This window comes from Geminocystis herdmanii PCC 6308 (assembly GCF_000332235.1).
Lineage (GTDB): Bacteria > Cyanobacteriota > Cyanobacteriia > Cyanobacteriales > Cyanobacteriaceae > Geminocystis > Geminocystis herdmanii.
On the sequence record NZ_CM001775.1, the window covers coordinates 1,854,833 to 1,874,898 of the forward strand.

The 20,066-nt window shown below is 35.1% G+C and carries 19 protein-coding genes; 9 read left to right on the plus strand and 10 right to left on the minus strand.

Going from position 1 to position 20,066, the window contains the following annotated elements; genetic code table 11:
• The first annotated feature begins 74 nt into the window (after positions 1-74).
• From SYN6308_RS09340 to dacB, 3 genes are all read left to right on the plus strand, one after another.
• Positions 75-1,001, plus strand: a complete 927-nt coding sequence (locus SYN6308_RS09340; protein WP_017294174.1) for a serine hydrolase — start codon at positions 75-77, stop codon at positions 999-1,001.
• Between the two features lie 63 nt (positions 1,002-1,064).
• Positions 1,065-1,841 carry a pyruvate formate-lyase-activating protein gene (pflA, locus tag SYN6308_RS09345; protein WP_017294175.1) on the plus strand — a complete coding sequence of 259 codons (777 nt, stop codon included), beginning with the start codon at positions 1,065-1,067 and terminating at the stop codon, positions 1,839-1,841.
• 72 nt (positions 1,842-1,913) lie between these two features.
• The gene (gene dacB / locus SYN6308_RS09350; protein WP_017294176.1) at positions 1,914-3,374 is read left to right on the plus strand and encodes a D-alanyl-D-alanine carboxypeptidase/D-alanyl-D-alanine endopeptidase; all 1,461 of its coding nucleotides are present in this window, start codon (positions 1,914-1,916) and stop codon (positions 3,372-3,374) included.
• A gap of 87 nt (positions 3,375-3,461) precedes the next feature.
• Here dacB and SYN6308_RS09355 read toward each other — a convergent pair whose 3' ends face one another.
• On the minus strand, positions 3,462-3,668 hold the full coding sequence (locus SYN6308_RS09355; RefSeq protein WP_017294177.1) for a hypothetical protein: 207 nt from the start codon (positions 3,666-3,668) through the stop codon (positions 3,462-3,464).
• Positions 3,669-3,810: 142 nt separating this feature from the next.
• On the opposite strand from SYN6308_RS09355, the gene SYN6308_RS09360 reads away from it, so the two are divergent.
• A complete protein-coding gene (locus tag SYN6308_RS09360; RefSeq protein ID WP_017294178.1) occupies positions 3,811-5,148 on the plus strand; it encodes a DUF3370 domain-containing protein in 1,338 nt (445 codons plus the stop codon).
• 145 nt (positions 5,149-5,293) lie between these two features.
• On the opposite strand, the gene SYN6308_RS24530 is transcribed toward SYN6308_RS09360, so the two are convergent.
• Positions 5,294-5,413: an NAD-dependent epimerase/dehydratase family protein gene (locus SYN6308_RS24530; protein ID WP_017294179.1), complete on the minus strand. Its 120-nt coding sequence runs from the start codon at positions 5,411-5,413 to the stop codon at positions 5,294-5,296.
• Between the two features lie 466 nt (positions 5,414-5,879).
• Here SYN6308_RS24530 and SYN6308_RS09370 point away from each other — a divergent pair, with 466 nt between their 5' ends.
• Positions 5,880-7,367, plus strand: coding sequence for a DEAD/DEAH box helicase (locus tag SYN6308_RS09370; protein ID WP_017294180.1), 1,488 nt, complete (start codon positions 5,880-5,882; stop codon positions 7,365-7,367).
• Positions 7,368-7,756: 389 nt separating this feature from the next.
• Here SYN6308_RS09370 and ruvB read toward each other — a convergent pair whose 3' ends face one another.
• The 4 genes from ruvB to SYN6308_RS09395 all read right to left on the minus strand — a co-directional run bounded on the left by ruvB (position 7,757) and on the right by SYN6308_RS09395 (position 12,143).
• The gene (ruvB, locus tag SYN6308_RS09380) at positions 7,757-8,860 is read right to left on the minus strand and encodes a Holliday junction branch migration DNA helicase RuvB (protein ID WP_017294182.1); all 1,104 of its coding nucleotides are present in this window, start codon (positions 8,858-8,860) and stop codon (positions 7,757-7,759) included.
• A gap of 57 nt (positions 8,861-8,917) precedes the next feature.
• Complete coding sequence (cobA, locus tag SYN6308_RS09385) at positions 8,918-9,655, minus strand: uroporphyrinogen-III C-methyltransferase (RefSeq protein ID WP_017294183.1); 738 nt, start codon at positions 9,653-9,655, stop codon at positions 8,918-8,920.
• Positions 9,656-9,852: 197 nt separating this feature from the next.
• Positions 9,853-10,239, minus strand: coding sequence for a response regulator (locus tag SYN6308_RS09390; protein ID WP_026102001.1), 387 nt, complete (start codon positions 10,237-10,239; stop codon positions 9,853-9,855).
• Between the two features lie 17 nt (positions 10,240-10,256).
• Entirely contained in the window at positions 10,257-12,143 is a 1,887-nt protein-coding gene (locus SYN6308_RS09395) for a response regulator transcription factor (RefSeq protein WP_017294185.1), read from the minus strand.
• Between the two features lie 309 nt (positions 12,144-12,452).
• Here SYN6308_RS09395 and SYN6308_RS09400 point away from each other — a divergent pair, with 309 nt between their 5' ends.
• Positions 12,453-13,466, plus strand: coding sequence for a thiamine phosphate synthase (locus SYN6308_RS09400; protein ID WP_017294186.1), 1,014 nt, complete (start codon positions 12,453-12,455; stop codon positions 13,464-13,466).
• A gap of 329 nt (positions 13,467-13,795) precedes the next feature.
• On the opposite strand, the gene prmA is transcribed toward SYN6308_RS09400, so the two are convergent.
• Entirely contained in the window at positions 13,796-14,692 is an 897-nt protein-coding gene (prmA, locus tag SYN6308_RS09405) for a 50S ribosomal protein L11 methyltransferase (protein WP_017294187.1), read from the minus strand.
• A gap of 356 nt (positions 14,693-15,048) precedes the next feature.
• Here prmA and SYN6308_RS09410 point away from each other — a divergent pair, with 356 nt between their 5' ends.
• Both SYN6308_RS09410 and SYN6308_RS25130 read left to right on the plus strand, forming a co-directional pair.
• Entirely contained in the window at positions 15,049-15,381 is a 333-nt protein-coding gene (locus SYN6308_RS09410; protein WP_017294188.1) for a metal-sensing transcriptional repressor, read from the plus strand.
• A gap of 207 nt (positions 15,382-15,588) precedes the next feature.
• A complete protein-coding gene (locus SYN6308_RS25130) occupies positions 15,589-15,747 on the plus strand; it encodes a hypothetical protein (protein ID WP_017294189.1) in 159 nt (52 codons plus the stop codon).
• 145 nt (positions 15,748-15,892) lie between these two features.
• Here SYN6308_RS25130 and SYN6308_RS09420 read toward each other — a convergent pair whose 3' ends face one another.
• Both SYN6308_RS09420 and SYN6308_RS09425 read right to left on the minus strand, forming a co-directional pair.
• Positions 15,893-17,050, minus strand: coding sequence for an aminotransferase class V-fold PLP-dependent enzyme (locus SYN6308_RS09420; RefSeq protein ID WP_017294190.1), 1,158 nt, complete (start codon positions 17,048-17,050; stop codon positions 15,893-15,895).
• Positions 17,051-17,088: 38 nt separating this feature from the next.
• Positions 17,089-18,243: a quinone-dependent dihydroorotate dehydrogenase gene (locus tag SYN6308_RS09425; protein ID WP_017294191.1), complete on the minus strand. Its 1,155-nt coding sequence runs from the start codon at positions 18,241-18,243 to the stop codon at positions 17,089-17,091.
• A gap of 401 nt (positions 18,244-18,644) precedes the next feature.
• On the opposite strand from SYN6308_RS09425, the gene SYN6308_RS09430 reads away from it, so the two are divergent.
• Positions 18,645-18,950 (plus strand): hypothetical protein, encoded by a 306-nt coding sequence (locus tag SYN6308_RS09430; protein ID WP_017294192.1) that lies wholly within the window; start codon positions 18,645-18,647, stop codon positions 18,948-18,950.
• 276 nt (positions 18,951-19,226) lie between these two features.
• Here SYN6308_RS09430 and menB read toward each other — a convergent pair whose 3' ends face one another.
• A complete protein-coding gene (gene menB / locus SYN6308_RS09440; RefSeq protein ID WP_017294194.1) occupies positions 19,227-20,060 on the minus strand; it encodes a 1,4-dihydroxy-2-naphthoyl-CoA synthase in 834 nt (277 codons plus the stop codon).
• Positions 20,061-20,066 lie beyond the last annotated feature (6 nt).

Below are 20,066 nucleotides of genomic sequence, written 5' to 3' on the forward strand. Positions count from 1 at the left end.
TGTGAAAGCGTTTTAATTCCTCATTCTTAATTCTTAATTCTTAATTCTCAATTCTCAATTCTCAATTAATTTATATGGTTTTTTTCTCAACTAACGACACCTTTACCGCCAAAGCACAAAATATTCTCGAAGCTACATGGAGAGAATTTCCAAGCCTTGCCAAAAATCAAATCGCTTTAACATGGATTGTTTATGATGAACCTGTTATCGTTAATACTGGAGGCGCTTTATCTTCTCAAGAATTTTGGCAATATCCCCTCCAAGGTTTTAGTTATCGGGGGGAAGAAAAAATTTACCCTGCCAGTGTGGTTAAGTTATTCTATCTAGTCGCTATTTATGAATGGTTAGAGGGGGGAATGATTAGCGAATCTCCTGAGTTGAATCGTGCTATTAGAGATATGATTGTGGATTCTAGTAATGATGCCACCAGTTATATTGTGGATATGCTTAGTGGTACTACTTCAGGAGTGGAGTTGTCGATCGAACCTTTTGAAACATGGAAATATCAAAGAAATATCGTTAATCGTTATTATCAATCTCTAGGCTGGAAAGAATTAGCGACTATCAATGTTAATCAAAAAACATGGTGTGATGGCGCTTATGGTAGAGAAAGGATGTTTTTAGGGGAAACTTATGATAATCGTAATATGTTAACCACTAATGCCGTGGCAAGATTGCTTCATAGTATCATCGGTGGAGTTGCGGTGTCTTCTACTGCCTCTCAAAAAATGATGGATTTACTTAAAAGAGATGTGACTTGTAAAACTTTAGAGAAGGGGGAAGAGGAAAATCAAATTAATGGCTTTTTAGGGGAGAGTTTACCTAATAATAGTAGTTTATGGTCAAAGGCAGGATGGACTTCTACCGTACGCCATGATTGTGCTTATATTGAAATGCTCGATCGAAATCCTTATCTATTAATAGTATTCACGGAAGGAAAAGAAAACAGTCAAAACCGTGACATAATTCCCTTTATTTCTGCCCAATTTGCCCAAATATAGCATTCCTTTGATTCAGGTTATAATGAATTATCTTAATCCATTATTACTCTCTTAATACAATCAATGACGCAATCATTAACTATTAACCATACTCAAGAAACTAATCCTACCCTACAAACTGGCTTAATTCATTCTGTCGAAAGCTGTGGCACAGTGGACGGTCCGGGTATTCGTTTTGTGATTTTTACCCAAGGATGCCCTTTAAGATGCTTATATTGTCATAACCCAGACTGTCGGCATTTTGAAGACGGAAAAACTGTTAGTGTTGACGAATTAGTCAACGAAATTGAGAAGTATCGATCGTACTTTGAGTATTCTGGTGGTGGTGTTACTGTAACGGGAGGAGAGCCATTAATGCAACCAGAATTTGTGAAAGCTATTTTTGAAAAATGTAAAAAAATAGGTATTCATACAGTTTTAGACACTTCTGGTTATGTGAATTTAAACAGTGCAAAACCCGTTTTAGAATATACTGATTTAGTGTTGTTAGATATTAAATCTTTTGATGAAACAATTTATCATAAGTTGACTAATGTTTCCCTCGAACCTACCTTGATTTTTGCTCGTTATTTAGCAGAGATAAATAAACCCACATGGATTAGATTTGTCTTAGTACCTAATTTAACAGATGCTGATCATAATGTTCATGGATTAGCTGAATTTATTTCTCATTTTAAAAATGTTCAAAAAGTAGAGGTTTTACCCTTCCATAAAATGGGAGAATATAAATGGGAAACCTTAGGCTATGATTATCAATTAAAAGATACTGAACCTCCTTCTCCTGAATTAATCACTAAAGTTACTAATATTTTTAAAAGTTATGGTTTAACCGTACAATAGACATCAAAATTGATAAAAAGAGGGTTAAAACTCTTACTACAAACTTTTTTAAAATCTGCTCTATAATTTGCGATGAAACGTCATTTATTTTTTCTTTTAAGTTACATTTTTTTATTTCTACCCTTACCTATATCAGCCCAAGAATCTGTTAATATTAAGGAGAAAAAAATCTGTGCCAGTAATCTTAATCAAGAAATAGAATCGATTATTAATCAACCCTCACGACAAAAAGAAACTTGGGGAGTTGTTATCGAAAATCTTAAAGATAATCAAGTTTTATATCAAGTAAATGAGAATAAATTTTTTATTCCTGCATCGAATATTAAGTTATTAACTACAGCTTCTATTTTATGGAAATTAGGAGCAGATTTTAGCATTAATACTCCTGTTTATATTGTAAGAGAGTCCACGAATACTAATGTTAGTCAAAACTCGATCGATAGTTTAATTATAGAAGGAAAAGGAGATCCAACTTTTTCACAGCAACAGTTAAATATTATCGCTGAAAAACTAAAGGAAGAAGGAATAAAAGAAGTTAATAATCTAGTATTAATGGATGGCTATTTATCACAACCAACAACTAATTATACATGGGAATTTGAAGATATTTACTTTTATTTTGCCGTACCAGTTAACAGTTTAATTTTAAATAATAATACCGTGAATTTTACCTTAAATCATGGTAACATTAATCAGCAACCTTCTTTACAATGGTCAGATGAATTAGCAGGAAAACAAATAAGGGTTGAAAATAATGTCTATACTAGAGATGAAAATACCGAATTTAACATTACCATTTTGCCTTTATTGGCTCATTCCAGCTTAAGAATGACGGGAGATTTTCCTTTAAATAAACAATCAAATACTTGGCGATTAGCAATCCCAAATCCTGCCCAATATTTTCAAGAATCACTGATTAAAACCTTAAATAATTATGATATTAAAGTTAAAAATAGTCAAATTATTAACTATGGTGAAAAGTTAGATAAAAATAAACAATTTCTCTTAGAAATCGACTCTCCTCCTTTATCAGAATTGATTAAAACTACCAATCAAGATAGCAACAATTTATATGCAGAAGTCCTATTAAAATATTTAGCTGATTCATCGGCAAGTGAATGGGAAAATTTAGCTAAAATAACGAAAGAATTAGGTATATCAGAAGACAATTATAAAATAAAAGATGGTTCGGGTTTATCCCGACATAATCTCATTACTCCTGTAAGTTTAGTGACGATTTTAAAAGTAATGAATAATAGTCAATATAAAGAGATTTTTTATAATTCTCTTGCCGTAGCAGGAGAAAATGGTACATTAAAAAATCGATTTGTTAATACCAATATTGCTAATAATTTATCGGGCAAAACAGGTACATTAACAGGAGTAGCATCTTTATCCGGATACTTAAAAACACCCCATTATGATAATTTAGCTTTTACGATTATTGTTAATCAATCTATAGCCAATTCTACGACTTTAAGGAACTCGATCGATCAAATTGTTTTATTATTAGGACAAGTAGAAAAATGTTAATACCTGCCTTTTCTATGATGCCTAATAAAAATATATTTTGCGTCCTTCTGTGCGTCTTTGCATAAGAAAAATTAAATCTTAAAATTATCAAAAAACCTCTCTTTCTTGCCCAATCCACCACTCGCCTAAATTCATCATATCCTGCTGAATATCTTTTAGTTGAATTAAATATTCTTCAGGGGATAAAAATGCTTTATTTTCTGCCAATTTTTGCAGTCTTAATTGTACCAATAACCAAGGTTTAGAAATACCATTAGTTTGTTCGATATATTTAGCTAATTCATCACTATTCATGGGCAATAATTAAAAATAAATAATTAAACATCTTATAACAATTTGCTCATTATCAGTTAAAATAATGGAACTTTTCTGTTCATGATTAAGTCTCTTTTCTATATTTTCAAAATCTTATAATTTTTCTCGATCGAATGATACTATGCTAGAATTATTACCGCTTTTTTTTCCTGTTATTCCCACTGCTATTTATAGTCAAACTACCCAAAAGAGCGAAATTGTCGCCGAAAATCAATTAGTTAGCCCGTTACCCGGAGAATTAAACAACATACCCGTGTTCAACAGTAATAGCCCAGAATTAGTATTAGGAGAAGGAATATTACTCTCTACCTTTCCTTCCGATAACAAAAGCGATGAAAACGCCCATTTAAACTTTCCCTTTGAAGGAAGATTCGATATTTTTGCTCACCATGTTTCTAAACCACCAACGGAAGACGACAAAAGAACTTTATACTTAGGCATCATCGTTCATAATCCCACCTCTGAACCAGTCTCGATCGACATTTTACAGGGAGCAAGTTATTTAAGTCAACCCGATGCACCTTTTATCACCCTTCCCTCCAAAGTAGAAGGAAGTAACATTTATGCAGGACCGGGTAGTAGAGTTATGGGAGATATTTTACGAGGAAAACGTCAAGAAATCTTCCCTCCCAACATCATAATTCCAGCAGGGGAAAGTCGAATGTTATTAAATCTCCCCATTCCCATACATTCTCTTACCCCCCCTCTTAACGGTCGATCGAGCTATATGAGATTATATAGTAGTGGTAAAGTCTATGTAGCCAGTCTCGCCATGTATCAAGACACCGAAGACAACCCTCCAAGCCTTTCTCAATGGGAAAACTTATTAACCAACGCTTCCCTATCCACTCCCAGAGACAAAGCGCCCACTCCTCCTGAAGCCCAAGGGCAAAGAATCTATGGTAGAGTTGCAGGAGTATCTCAAGGGAATATGTGGAAAACCGACTTAACCGACTCCCCTTCAACCCCCTTATTAACTATTCCCAATGCTGGAGAAGCCTTTTCCTATGGTTTAAGTACCCTTGTTGGTGGTACACTGGGAACAAATCAAGTACAAACTGCTCCCCTTTTAGTAAGATACCCCGATACTGCCTACAGTGCCCACGGTAACTATAGCTTACAGTATAGCCTCACTTTACCCTTATTTAACCCCAATAACGAAGCCAAAACCGTTAATATTGCCATTTCAACCCCCGTCAAACAAGACACCCCCGGAGTTAACTTTTTAAATCCCCTACCCACCCAAACCTTTTTTCGAGGTTTAGTACAGGTAAAATATAACGATGATAATAATATTCCCCGTTTACAATACTTTCATTTAGTGCAAAAAAGAGGCGAAAAAGGCGAAAATTTAGTTACCGTAACCATCCCCCCCCAAAGTCAAAAATTAGTCTCCGTTGATTTTCTCTATCCTCCCGATGCCACACCTCCGCAAATTTTAACCGTATCCACTCAATAAAAATGTTACATAATTAATATATCATTAGGATCAGCAGGACTGGTAAACACAAAATATATAATACCCGATCCTAAAAGTGCGATCGCCAAACTAAATAATATCACCCATCGATCATTGGTTAGAAGTTAAGGCTAAAAGCAAGGTGTCATTTGTTTTTCCTTTTATTGTCAATACCTACCACATCTAAACCCAACTTAGCAAAGTATTTCACCGATTCCGAACCGATTAACCCTGCTGAACCAGTGATTAAGATAATATTACTCATGGTTCGATCGAACTTCCTTAATTAATTCTGTATTCATGAGACTTGATCACTGACAATAATATTTATAATAAGATTTTTTCAGAAAAACGTAAAATATTGCCAAAGTTTGTTACAATTTGTTAAAAGGCATCAATTTTTCAAGGGAAGATGTTTACATTTTCTCCCAAATTACCTTAGTCGATGTCTATAATCTCTATGGTGAAATTGAGATAAATCAATAAACTTTGTCAGTAAACTGAAAAAAATCAATTCCGTTTGCTCATCGCTATCTCAAGGAAGAGTATCTTTAGAAGTAAGAATCGGAAAGTAAGGACTAATGCCATAATCCATCAATTATGAAATGTTTAGTCAAGTGTATATCATTAATCTCAACCCCTTACCGTTACCAGTTTTGCTTCTCGTGATTGTTTTCCCCTTCATCTGTCGAGACATTTTAAGTTAAACAATTCATATTTAATCATTACAGATGACAACTTCTTTCGCAAGTTTAGGACTTTCAGAATCTCTCGTTAATCAAGTGGAAAATCTTGGTTTTACTACTCCCACAAAGATTCAAACTTTAGCTATCCCTGAATTAATTTTAGGACGTGATGTAGTGGGACAATCACAAACTGGTACGGGTAAAACTGCCGCCTATTCTCTCCCTATCCTCGATCGAATCGATCGAACTTCAAAAGAGGTTCAAGCCCTGATTTTAGCTCCCACCAGAGAGTTAGCCCAACAGGTAGCCGAAGCCCTTAAAGATTTAATTGGTAAAGAACGTATTTATGTTTTAACCGTGTATGGTGGACAATCTATGGAGCGTCAAATTCGCTTCTTAGAAAAAGGCGCTCATATCGTGGTGGGAACTCCCGGACGTATTATCGACTTATTGCATCGCAAACATTTAAAACTAGATCATTTAAAATATGTTGTGTTGGATGAAGCTGACGAAATGTTAAGCATGGGCTTCATCGATGATGTTAAACAAATTTTATCCACTACCCCCGCCGATCGTCAAACTACTTGTTTTTCAGCAACAATGCCCCGGGAGATTAAGCAATTAGTCAACGAATTTATGACTGATCCTGTTAGTATTATGGGAGAAAAACCCCAAGATACTCCTTCTCGCATTGATCAAGTGGTGTATATGGTGCCTCGTGGTTGGTCAAAAGTCAAGGCAATTCAACCAATTTTAGAAATTGAAGACCCCCAAACTGCTATTATTTTTGTACGCACTAAACGTACCGCCTCTGAAGTAACCGCCAAATTACAAGAAGCAGGGCAAAGTGTGGACGAGTATCATGGTGATTTGAGCCAACAACAACGGGAGCGTTTAATTCAGCGTTGGCGTGAAGGTAAAATTAAGGTAGTAGTTGCCACGGACATCGCCGCTCGTGGTTTAGATGTATCGGACTTAACCCACGTTTTCAACTACGATTTACCTGATAACAGTGAGACTTATATTCACCGTATCGGGCGTACAGGAAGGGCAGGAAAAGAGGGTAAAGCCATTGCCTTAGTTGAACCTAGCGATCGTCGTTTACTACGTCAAATTGAGCGTCGTGTGAATCAAGCTATCCGTGTAGAGCAAATTCCTAATCGCTCGACAGTGGAAGCCAAACGGATGGAAAAACTCACGGAACAAATTAAGGAATCCCTCGCTGGTGAAAGATTAGCTTCTTTCTTACCTTTAATCAAAGAGTTACATGGTGAATACGAACCTAGTGCGATCGCTGCGGCAACCTTACAAATTTTGTATGATGCTAATTGCCCCGCATGGTTACAACAGGATTGGGAAATTCCCCCCGAAGCATCTTTAAAACCCAATATTGCAGGAAAAGGTAAGCCCTCCCCTTCTGGACGTAAATATGGAAGTCGTGGCAGTGGTAGTTTTGAACGGAAACAAAGCTATAGTGCAACAGGTGGCGGAAAACCTAAGCGTAATTACGATCGACCTGTCAAAGTAAGATAAATTTGTTAGGAAATTAGGAATTAGAAATTAGGTAGGGTTTGCTGAGTAAGACTAGATAATACTTAGATTACCTGAGTGAGCTATAAAAATAGATGAGGGCTGACTTGGAAGACAGGCAGACAGGAAGATTGTATTTCTTGTGAATGAATAAAATTCTCTCAAAAGTACATCAAATATTAAGAATTTTTCTTCCATTCGACTTGTCCACCTGTCTAGTTTTTATCATTTTCTTTATTAGGAGAAATAATGAAGCATCAAGGTTTTGATGTTTTATGTGTTGAACAAGTCCCCTAAAAGAGAAAAACCCTTGGGAGTCTTGCCATGTTTCGACCCCAAAGGCTTTTCTATTTGATTTCCTCACACCCAATCGGATACTTTGATCCTTTATGTTAAACAGTATATCCTTTTTCAAAAAGTTTGTCAAGGGAAAGTCCAAAATTAATTTTTAAATGGTGATAAGCCTTGTCTGTCACCACTCTCCCCCTGGTGGTGCGATTAATAAAACCGATTTGCAGAAGGTAAGGTTCATATACCTCCTCGATGGTTTTGGCATCTTCCCCGGTAGCGGCGGCAATCGCCTCTAATCCCACAGGACCTCCTTTAAATTGTTCTATCATGGTGGTTAATACCAGTCTATCTGTCCAATCTAACCCCAATCGATCGACATTGTGCAAATCTAAGGCTTCCGAGGCTAACACTTCATTAATGGAAGACTGATGTTTGACTTGTACATAATCCCTTACCCTTCGCAATAAACGGTTACTAATCCTTGGTGTTCCCCTTGACCTACGAGCTATTTCCTGCGCACCACCTTGATCAATATCTAACTTCAAAATAGCACTCGATCGAAGTATTATTTCTGTTAACTCGTCTATCTCATAAAATTTTAACCGTTGAATTAAGCCAAATCGATCGCGCAGGGGAGAAGTTAACGAGCCGATTTTCGTAGTCGCACCAATGAGAGTAAAAGGAGATAAAGGAATACTGCGGATTTTTGCTGCTTGTCCTTTCCCGATGGTTACATCCAAACGACTATCTTCCATCGCAGGATAAAGCAATTCTTCTGTAACACGATTTAGGCGATGAATCTCATCAATAAACAAAATATCCCCTGCTTGAAGGCTCACCAATAGCCCCGTAATATCCCTCGGACGCTCTAAGGCTGGAGCGGCAGTAATCTTGCAATTTACCCCCATTTCTTGAGCCAAAATTAAAGACATGGTAGTTTTGCCTAATCCGGGAGGTCCATATAATAGTATATGATCCAAAGGTTCTTTTCTTTGTTTGGCTGCCTCAATGGCAATGGAAATCACCCCTTTTAAGTCTTTTTGTCCAATATAATCTTCAAAACGGTGAGGGCGAATTTTATCTTCATTTTCTCCCAAATCTTCCACTATTTCTGTGGGTAACAATAATTTTTTTTTCTCTTTATTGTCAGAGGTTTCACTTTTTCTTTGTTGTGGAAGATTCGAGTTCGATCGTTTTATTGCCATAATTGAAACACGTTTATTAGTCAATCTTATGTCATTGGGAGGCACGAAGCAATCCCCCTATTCCTCCGTAAGCATTTGTCGAAAACCGACTACTTTACCAATAATAGCGATGGCAGGGGCAGTAAAACCAGTTTTTTCTACTCGATCGAGCATATCTCCTAGAGTACCATATAACTCCTCCTGTTCTGGTCTTGTACCCCAACGAATCAAAGCTATTTCTGTATCTTCTGCTAATCCTGCTGACAATAATTGAGGGATGATATAACTTAAATTGTGAATCCCCATATAGATTACGATGGTTTCTGAACCTTGCGCAATGGCTTTCCAGTTCACTTCAGGGCGATATTTTCCTGCGGATTCATGACCAGTTACAAAAGTAACCGAAGAACTGTAATCTCGGTGGGTAACAGGAATATTCGCATAGGCAGGGGCAGCAATTCCTGCGGTGATACCCGGCACGATTTCCACTTCAATACCCTCTTTGATCAAATCCTGCATTTCTTCCCCCCCTCGTCCGAAAACAAAAGGATCACCACCTTTCAATCTTACTACGATTGCATGATCTTTGGCTTTTTCAATCAATAACTGATTAGTGTCACACTGCAATAGAGAATGATTACCCCGCCGTTTTCCTGCATTAATTTTTTCAGCATAAGGGCTAATCATCGCCAAAATTTCTTCACTAACTAAGGCATCATAAATCACCACATCAGCCAATTCTAACAGAGTTTTCCCCTTTATAGTTAACAATCCAGCGTCACCCGGTCCTGCACCTACTAAATAAACTTTACCCACGCACTATTCTTAAATTTTGTTACAGTTTAAATATGATAGTGTATATTAACCAATCTTTACAGTAGCGAAATGTACTAAATCGATGGAGGTTTTGTAAAGTAACTCTTTTTTATTAGACATCCACCAGATTTGAGGTAGAAACGTAAAATTTTAGGTCTCTACAATAGTTTTAGTCATTAAAAAATGAAAGTGAAAACTTATAATATTTTTTTGATTAAATCACCTAAATTAAGGGGATTAAAAGGCTTATAAATAACTCCCTTTGCCCCTAGTTTTTTCCAGTTAAATTTTTCGTCAGATTGTGCCGTTAAAAAGATAACAGGAATCTGGGAAATTTTTGGTATAGATTGCAACTTTTTCATCGTCAATTCTCCGTTATGTTCGGGCATTAAATAATCTAATAAAATTAAATCTAAATTATCTTCTTTTTCTGCTATTTGTATTCCCTGTAAACCAGAATCAACCGTAATTACTAACCATTGATTAATCATTTCTAAAGACATTTTTATCAATTCTTGCATCTCTTTAGTATCATCAATAACTAAAATCTTAATAGTTTTATTATCATTAGAATAGTTCATCATATAGTTATCAAGTTTATTTACTGTGCGGAATTGAATCTTTTTAAATGAGTCATAATTCTTGGATATAATTCTAAATCAATTTTCGATTTACTGATAAAATCATCCGCCCCTGCTTCCACAAATTGATTAATAATATCAGGTTTCAGATTTCCTGTTAAAAATATAATCGGTATAGATTGTAAAAAGGGATCTTTTTTGATAATTTTACATATATCTAATCCATTTAGTTTTGGCATTTGTAAATCGAGAATAATTAATTCTGGTTTAATTTTAGTTATTTCCTCTAAAAAAGTTTCACTATCGGATATAGTTTGAATATTAATAGGTAATTTATTTGAAATTAATTTTTGTTTTAAAACTTCTGTAAATCTAACATCATCGTCAATAATTAAAATATCATATAAATAATTAGTCTCAGATATATGATGATTATTCGATAAGATAGTTTTAATATTTTCCCAAAGAATTTCCAGAGAATTATTTTTATTTAAAAAGGCACTTATAGGATATTTAGAACAATATAAACGATTTTCTAAACTATCATTTTTACTATAAATTATCGTCTTTGTTTTATTTTCTTTCTTCTTTAAATAATCTAAAATTTTGATTAATTGATTAGACGAATTTTTTTTCCACTCCGTTTCTAAAATTACTAAATTATATTGTTTTTCTTTAAGGTATTTTAATCCTGATTCGATCGTATAGACAAAATTAAAATTAACTTGAGGATTATCCATAAAAAGGATTAAATTATTACTTAGTTTAATATCCTCATCAATCACTAAAATTTCTATCTTTTCTTGAGAAAATAAATGTTTAGTCAGATTTTGTTGATTGGCAGAAGTAGCTATTTCTCCCGACGGAAATAAATTAGTTTCTAAATCATTTAACAACTTCATGATAGTTGATTTAATTTCTTGATTTTGTAAATTATCTCGATTATTTTTCAACAGATTTTCGATTTCTTTAGAAATTTTACTAGCAGTATCAAAACCAAGACTACCGAGAAAACCAACAAAATTATGCACAATCCGTATAGCTTGATCAATATCTAACTCTTTATTGTTACCCTCTATATAATCAGATAATTTTTGACAATCTTCAGCGATACTTTTTTGGTTATCTAACCACATTTTTTTCATTAAAGATTTCAATTCATTTTCTTTACTTTCTTTTTGTTTTTTCTCATTTAATAAAAACTCATTTTCTGTTTTAGTTATCAATTTTTCTTTAATCTGTTTTAAACGATAACCCATACCATACACTGTTTCTATAAAATCTTTTTCTGCTCCTTTTTCTTCTAATTTTTTTCTTAAAGATTTAATATGAGTTCTTAATGTACTTTCAGTTGGAGTAGCCTCAATATCCCAAAGTCGATCGATAATTGAATCGGAACTAAATACTCTATTAGGAGTACTTAAAAAAACCTGTAAAATTTTAAATTCTGTAGGGGTTAAATGGATAGTGTTATCACAATAAAAAAGTTGTTTTTCTTCAGGTATCATTACTAGATTATTCCATTTAAGATGAGAGGATTGTATTTGATTATCTCGTCTTAATAATGCTTTTACCCTTACTAATAATTCTTGAAAATCAAAAGGTTTAATTAAATAATCATCAGCACCAGATTCAAAGGCTTTTATTTTATCATTTTGATTACTTAATGCTGTGATAAATAAAATAGCAATATTAATCCCCCCCCTCCGTAAATCTCGACAAATATCGATACCATTTTTTTTGGGTAACATCACATCTAAAATTAAAACATCATAGGATTCTTTTGTGAGTTTTTCTGCTATCTCAAATCCAGTATTAACCACATCAACTAATTCTGCTTCAGGTAATAAATAATCGTGAATTAATTTTCCTAAACGTTCATCATCTTCCGCTAAAAGAATTTTCATAATTATAAAATGTTTCTTCAATATTCGATCGAATATCCTAGTATTAAGTAATTTATGCTAGAAATAAATCTTAAAATATTTAAGAAATAAATGTTATTGACTCTTATCAGTATTTTTACTCATAACCATTATATACCTCATGGACATTGTTATCGGGAGCAGTCTTCTTTAGTTGGGTTACACATTCTTTCAGATTTATTCATTAGACACGAGTGCAAAATAAAAAGTAAAATCTATTTTAGGGTGGAAAACATAAATTTCTTAACTTATTACTTATTACTCGACTTCTGCAAGAAGTCTATTAATTTTATGGTGAATCAACAAACAGCAATTTATCGTATATTAGACGCAAATCTCGATCGAGCCAGAGAAGGCTTAAGAATTATCGAAGAATGGTGTCGTTTCGGCTTAAATGACAAAGACACTGCCAGTAATTGTAAACAAATGCGTCAAGAATTAGGCAGTTGGCATTCCCCCCAATTACGCACCGCCAGAGATACCCCCAATGATGTCGGTACAGATTTAACCCACCCCCAAGAAGAAGAAAGAGAAAGTTTAGACGACTTATTACAAGCGAATTTGTGTCGAGTACAAGAAGCATTGAGAGTATTAGAAGAATACGCTAAATTGTACGATGGAGAATTTGCCGCCGCCATGAAACAAATGCGATACCAAGTCTATACCCTCGAAAGTAATCTATTCGGGCAATCTCGTTTTAAATTATTGGCACAATGTTCATTATATTTAGTCACTTCTCCTGTGGATAACTTTTTCACCGTGGTAGAATCTGCTCTCAAAGGAGGGTTAAAAATATTACAATATCGTCACAAAGATCAAGATGACTTAGTCAAACTCAAAGAAGCCTATAAATTAAAACAATTATGTAATAATTATGGTGCTTTATTCATAGTGAACGATCGCATTGACTTAGCTATGGCGGTTAACGCCGATGGAGTACACTTAGGACAAACAGACTGCCCCGTTGGTTTAGCCCGTCAACTCCTCGGATCGGGTAAAATTATTGGTAAATCCACCACTAATCCCCAAGAAATGGCAAAAGCTATCAGTGATGGTGCAGATTATATCGGAGTTGGACCCGTTTATGAAACCCCCACCAAAGCAGGAAAAAAACCAGCAGGGCTAGAATATGTACGCTATGCGCAAAACAACGCTACAATTCCTTGGTTTGCCATTGGCGGTATCGACAGTAATAATATCAGAGATGTCATCAAAGCAGGAGCGAAAAGAATCGCTGTTGTCAGGGAAATTATGAAAGCTGAAAACCCTACAGAAACCACTAAAACCCTCCTGAAAAACTTTTAAATAAGAGAATGGAGAATTGAGAATTAAAAACTCATCAATTTTTCTTCTAATCCCCTAATCCCCTAATTCCCTAATTCCCTAATCCCCTACCCATCTTCACCCAGATTTACCTGAGTTCGAGATTAAAAATCTTTTAGAATAAAGGCTATTGAGTAATAAGTGTTCAAATTTTAGGTACGGAAAATCATTAAATAAAGGTAAATAATAGCAAAAAATGAATTTTTCATAAGTTTAAATCAATTCTTATTACTATCTCCTGTATCCTATCTCCTATCTCCTCCCCTTATCTCAAATTTTATGTCGAACTGAGGTAGATTTCTATAATTGACTCAAAACACATTAGGGAGACGACGAGCATTTAAACAACTCCACTCTCCCCTTTTCCACAAAGAAGCGATCGTCCAGCCGTCTTGTTCTAGTAAGTTAGCAATTTCAAGGGATTGATCCACTAAAATACCGCTTAAAGTAATCCAACCGTCGGGCTTAATCATTTTGCTCATATCAGGAATCATGGTTTTAATCACTTCCGCCAAAATATTGCACACAATACCATCAAACTTGAGTCCGTGTATCAACATTAATTGATCAATACTACCTAGAAAAACTTCGATTCCTTCCACATGATTCAACGCACTATTTTCTTTTGTAGCTTTAATGGCTAAAGGATCAATATCTGTAGCATATACTTCCTTTGCCCCTAACAATTTCGCCCCGATGGACAAAATCCCCGAACCGCAACCAATATCAGCAATAATCAACTCTTTTTCCGGCTCATCTAATCTCATTTCTAAGGACTCTAAACATAGCTGAGTTGTAGCATGAACACCTGTACCAAATGCCGAACCCGGATCAAGTCTAATAATGATTCTTTCAGACTCTTGAGGAGTTTCAATCCATGCAGGATAAATGGAAAATCGATCGCCTATATCCATGGGTTGCCAATGGTTTTTCCAACTACTAGCCCAATCCTCATCATCAATCAACTGCCATGTAATAGGGGGACATTCAAAGCCTTGCAAAAGACAATCTTGTTTTAACCAAAGAGATAATGCTGCCAAGTCCACTGTTTCTTTTGTGATGGAAGGAATGTAGGCTTTAATAAACCAAAAATCATTCTCTTTCATTAAAGCCGTACCCTGACAGCCAAATTCTTGTAAACGCCAAAAGATAGTATCCTCTAATGCTGATACATGATTAATTTTGATTTCCCACCAAGGAGTTGTCATGATGATTTAATAATAAAAAATGTATATTTTGTCCGTTAGGTTAAATCTCTGAAATCCAACACTATTTAATTCGATCGTCAGAAATTATAATAAATGTTTAGAGATATTAATAATTATATGGGTTTTGTTTCCTTCCGAAAAATTTATTCTTAGAGTTGTCCATAATAATGATTCATTTATAAGAGTAGGAATAAGTTGTTAATCAATAACCCACAGTGTAATAAATTACACTGCTAACGAAATAGCGTTCAATAAATTGAACTCCAAATTTTTAATTGCTAAATTCTTCATCATCGAACTCAGAAGATTATGGGGAGTTCACGTTAAAATAAAACTAATCCATAAGCATAAATTCCATGACACAGACTTTTCCTGATAATCACACCCATTCTCATACTCATTCTCATCATGGTCATATCCATAGTGAAGAATCCCAGAAAAAAATTATTAATCGTTTATCTCGCATTGAAGGTCATGTGAGGGGAATTAAGAATATGATAAGTGAGGGGAGAGATTGTCCAGAAGTTTTAATTCAGGTTGCCGCCATTCGAGGTGCATTGGATAGGGTTGCTAGACTTATTCTTGATGAACATTTGAGCGAATGTATCACCCGTGCCGCTAAAGATGGTAGTATTGATCAAGAAATTGATGCCTTAAAATCTGCACTCGATCGATTTTTACCATCTTAACAACTAAAGTGTTATAATTTTTTATGAGGATCAAGATTTAGTGATCAATATTCGGTATAATCAAGTAATAATCTTAACTCTCTACAAAAAACCTACTTCAAGGAATGTGCAATTTAATATTGATGCTTTCATGGAAAAGGAATTCTACAGCTTCTAGTTATCTAAAATATTGACATTAGAAGTAACTTATTTATTTACGAGGACATAATGGCTAAAAGTAATCCTAAAAAAGAAAAAGCAGAACGTAACAAGGCTTACGCACGACAGTTTAGAAAAAAAACTACTGGTTTTAATTCCAAGTTTAAAAGAAAAGACTACAACGGTAATGGAGGAAATCGAACCTCAGAAGACAGTCAAGAGCAATAAATAGTGAGTCATAACTCATAAGTAACGACTTTTCCCGAAAAAATCGTTATTCTTGTTTGTAGGGGTTGAATATTATTCAACCCCTACTGAGTTTTAGATATAAGCAAGAGTTAGCAATTTAATGGCTTGGTTATTTTGTGAAGTATCAAATTTGTTTAAGACAATTTACCAATGCGTCAATTTCTGATTCAAGGGTGAAATAATGGACACAGGCACGGATACAATAAGGACTAACTAAGGTACGCAAGTAAAAGCCTTTTTCTTCTAAGATTTTGACAACTTTATCGGCATCTTGTCCGTTTCTCAGGTAAAACGACACTAATCCAGACTCTGGCAAACTATGTTTTAAGCATTCTATACCGTCAATCTCTCTTAATTTTGACCACAAATAACCGCTTAATTGACAAATTTTTTGATACCGTTGCTCAATACTACCCCATTTTTGATGAAGTTCGATCGAGCTTTTTAAAGCCAAAAATAAAGGATAAGCGGAAGTTGCCACCTCATAACGACTGCCATCATCCGTAAAAGGTAAATCAGATTTACTATAGTTTAAACTTCGCCAACCGATAAAAGTGGGAGGCAACTGAGAAATTAAATCTTGACGCACATAAAGAAACCCAACACCTCCTGCACCACATAACCATTTATGCCCTGTACAACCATAATAATCTACCTGACTTTCAAGCAAATTTAAGGGTAAACTTCCTGCCGATTGCGCACCATCCACTAAAACTTGTATGGCATGGGAAGAATAGTTATGACATAATGACACAATCTCTTTTAAGGGTAAAACTTGCCCCGTATTCCATAAAATGTGACTTATAACCAACAATTTTGTTTTGGCGGTGAGATGATTTTCGATGACAGTCAGGGGATTACCTTCATTAAGAGTAGCAACTATGGGGCAAGTAACAATTTTAACTCCAAAACGGCGACTAATTTCTTTAATGATAGCAATTACTCCCGGATGTTCGGCATCGGTGAATAAGATTTCGTCTCCTTCTTGCCACTTTATCCCCCAAAGAGGAATATTACAACTGGCGGTGACATTTTCGGTTAAAGCAATGGTATCAGGGGTTACGCCGATTTCAGATGCGATCGCACTCTTAGTGTCATGAATAGTCTGATAAATCCAACTATTGATTTTGACACCGAAAGGACCTACTTTTTCAATGTAATTATAACTATCGATGATTTTTTGTAAGCTCGATCGAGGTAGAATACCTTGACCACCAAAATTAAAATAACATTTATCTTGTAAACCAGTAAATTCTTCTCTGTGGGATAAAATATCGAACATAATATTTAGGGTGTTAGGTATGGCGTGTTAATCAATTTTCAATTCTTAATTCTCCATTCTCCATTCTCCATTATTCCCACGGCTTGGGATAAATGATTGAATCCATTGTCAGCTAATTTTTGAGTTAATCCTTGTAAAATTTCCTTGACAACCCAAGGACCTTCATAAATCCAACCACTATAAAATTGTAATAAACTCGCCCCTGCCGTGATTTTTTCCCATGCTGATTCTGTGTCAGAAATACCGCCTACCCCAATAATGGGCAAATTTCCCCCAGTTTCTCTATATATAAACCGAATTACCTCCGTCGATCGAATTCTCAAAGGTTTTCCACTAATTCCTCCTGCTTCCTCCGTAATGGGCTTTCCCGTAGCTGGTAAAATCTTGGTTTTTAATCCGTCTCTTTTGATAGTGGTATTTGTAGCAACAATTCCCGATAAATTATATTGCTGAGATACCCGTAAAATTGACCTTATCTCTTCCCATTCCAAATCAGGGGCAATTTTGATCAAAATCGGCTTTTTGCCGTTATTTTCAGCTTGTAAACCCTCTAGGATTGGCTCTAATTGTTCCCCACCCTGAAGCGATCGAAGTCCGGGGGTATTCGGAGAACTAACATTCACCACAAAATAGTCAGCATAAGGACATAAAAGGCGAAAACTACCGACATAATCTTCCGTAGCTTGATCTAATTCTGTAATTTTTGATTTACATAAATTAATGCCAATGGGGATAGTAGAAGGATGTTTTTCCCGTGTCTGCTGAAGTCGTAGTGCGATCGTCTCAGCCCCATCATTATTTGCCCCCATACGATTAAGAATTGCCTTATCCGCAGGTAAGCGAAACATTCGAGGGGAAGGATTACCTTTTTGAGCATAAAGGGTGACAGCCCCTAACTCCGCAAAACTAAAGCCAAAACTTGACCAAATTCCCGTCGCTTGGGCATTTTTATCAAATCCGGGCGCTAAACCTAAAGGATGAGAAAAGTTGAGATTCCATAGAGATTGAGATAAAGAAGCATCACTATAACAGAAAGATTTTTCTATTTCCTTAATTATTGATTTTCCCAAGAAATTATCTCGTTGAAAATCTAATTGTTGTAATAGATTGAGACTTTGTACATGGGCAAACTCTGGATTGGTTTTAAGGGAGGCAAAAAACGCAGGATAGAAAGGTTTAAGAAAATTTAACATTGGTTAAGAATGATTAAGAAATCCAATACATTTTAGTAGTTTTAATGAGTTTTTTCAAAGATTAACTTACATTATGGCAATAAAACTAAATATTTTTTTTCTAATAAGTGCTTAACAAAATAATTCCATTTTCACTATATTTAAGATAGGTTTTTGTTGATCCCCATTGTATATTTCTATACATTATTTCTTTGATCAACTAAAAGTTCATCTAACTTTACCTAAATCAAAGAACATATTTAGAACTGTTAAGCAATAGTTAAAACAATATAAAATTTAAAACCTTTAAAAAAACCCTATTTCCTTAGATACAAATGGGTTTTAGCTCAAAAAGCCTTGATCCCAGATAGTTGATAATAGAGAAAGAGAAAAAACTGTTAAAAAATTTTTATAGTAAGAAAATGAAACCTCAAAATAATTGTAATTCAGCTTGTCGTCATTGCCAATTTTATAACCCAGAGGGAAGACGAGGGGGACTATGTTCTCAACTAGGAGTAACGGTTCAAGCCGAGTGGAAATCTTGTCACTTAGCAACCCCAGCTTTTAATACTGAATGGCAACCTCTCCCTGAAATCGCACTGTTAGAAAAATCTTTCTCTTTAGGATGCGCTACTCCTCAAACTAATTTAGTAGTTGAGTCCGTTTCTATCGTTCATCATGGAACAAACGTATTATCTGAAGTACTTGTTTCTAAATCTATCAAATAAACAATATTTATTTATATATATATTTACTAGATTAGAATTATATCTTATTTTAGTTATTATATCGTGGCTGTTTTTTGCTCTATTCATTCAATCATTCATTTTCTTCACTCCGCTAAACAACATAAATAAACCGCCTAATATAATAGCTAAAGCCAGTATTCCTAAAATTAAATCTAATTTATTTGTTTCCATTTGTTTTTTGTTATTTTGCCCTTCAAATTAATAACTCTTTTTGTCCACCTGTCCACCTGTCCACCTGTCTTCTTGTCGAGAAAATTAGGGTAGCCAAGGATATTGACGAAAATTTGGCGATCGCTTCTCTAAAAAAGCCTGTTTTCCTTCTGTACCTTCTTCTGTGAGATAATATAGTAAAGTAGCATTTCCTGCTAATTCTTGTAACCCTGCTTGTCCATCACAATCAGCATTGAAAGCGGATTTTAAGCAACGAATCGCCGTAGGACTTTTTTCGAGGATTTCTTGCGCCCATTTAATGCCTTCAGGTTCTAATTGCTCAATGGGAACAACCGTATTAACTAATCCCATATCTAAGGCTTCCTGAGCATTGTATTGACGGCACAAAAACCAGATTTCCCTAGCTTTTTTTTGTCCGACGATACGAGCGAGATAACTAGCACCAAAACCACCGTCAAAACTCCCTACTTTTGGTCCTGTTTGCCCGAAAATGGCGTTATCGGCGGCGATCGAGAGATCACAAATCAAATGCAATACATGACCACCTCCGATGGCATATCCGCCCACTAAGGCGATAACTACTTTAGGAATGGTGCGGATTAAGCGTTGTAAATCTAAAACATTTAAACGGGGTACACCATCATTGCCGATATATCCTGCTTTACCCCTGACACTTTGATCTCCCCCTGAGCAAAAAGCGTATTTGCCGTCAGTATGAGGACCTGCACCCGTAAGCAAAATGACTCCAATAGTTTGATCTTCTCTGGCATCACAAAAAGCTGAGTAAAGTTCAAATACAGTTTGTGGTCGAAAAGCGTTACGTTTATGGGGACGATTAATAACTATTTTGGCAATACCATCATATTTAAAATATAAAATATCCTGATATTGTCCAATATTTTCCCAGTTTACACTCATTCCAAG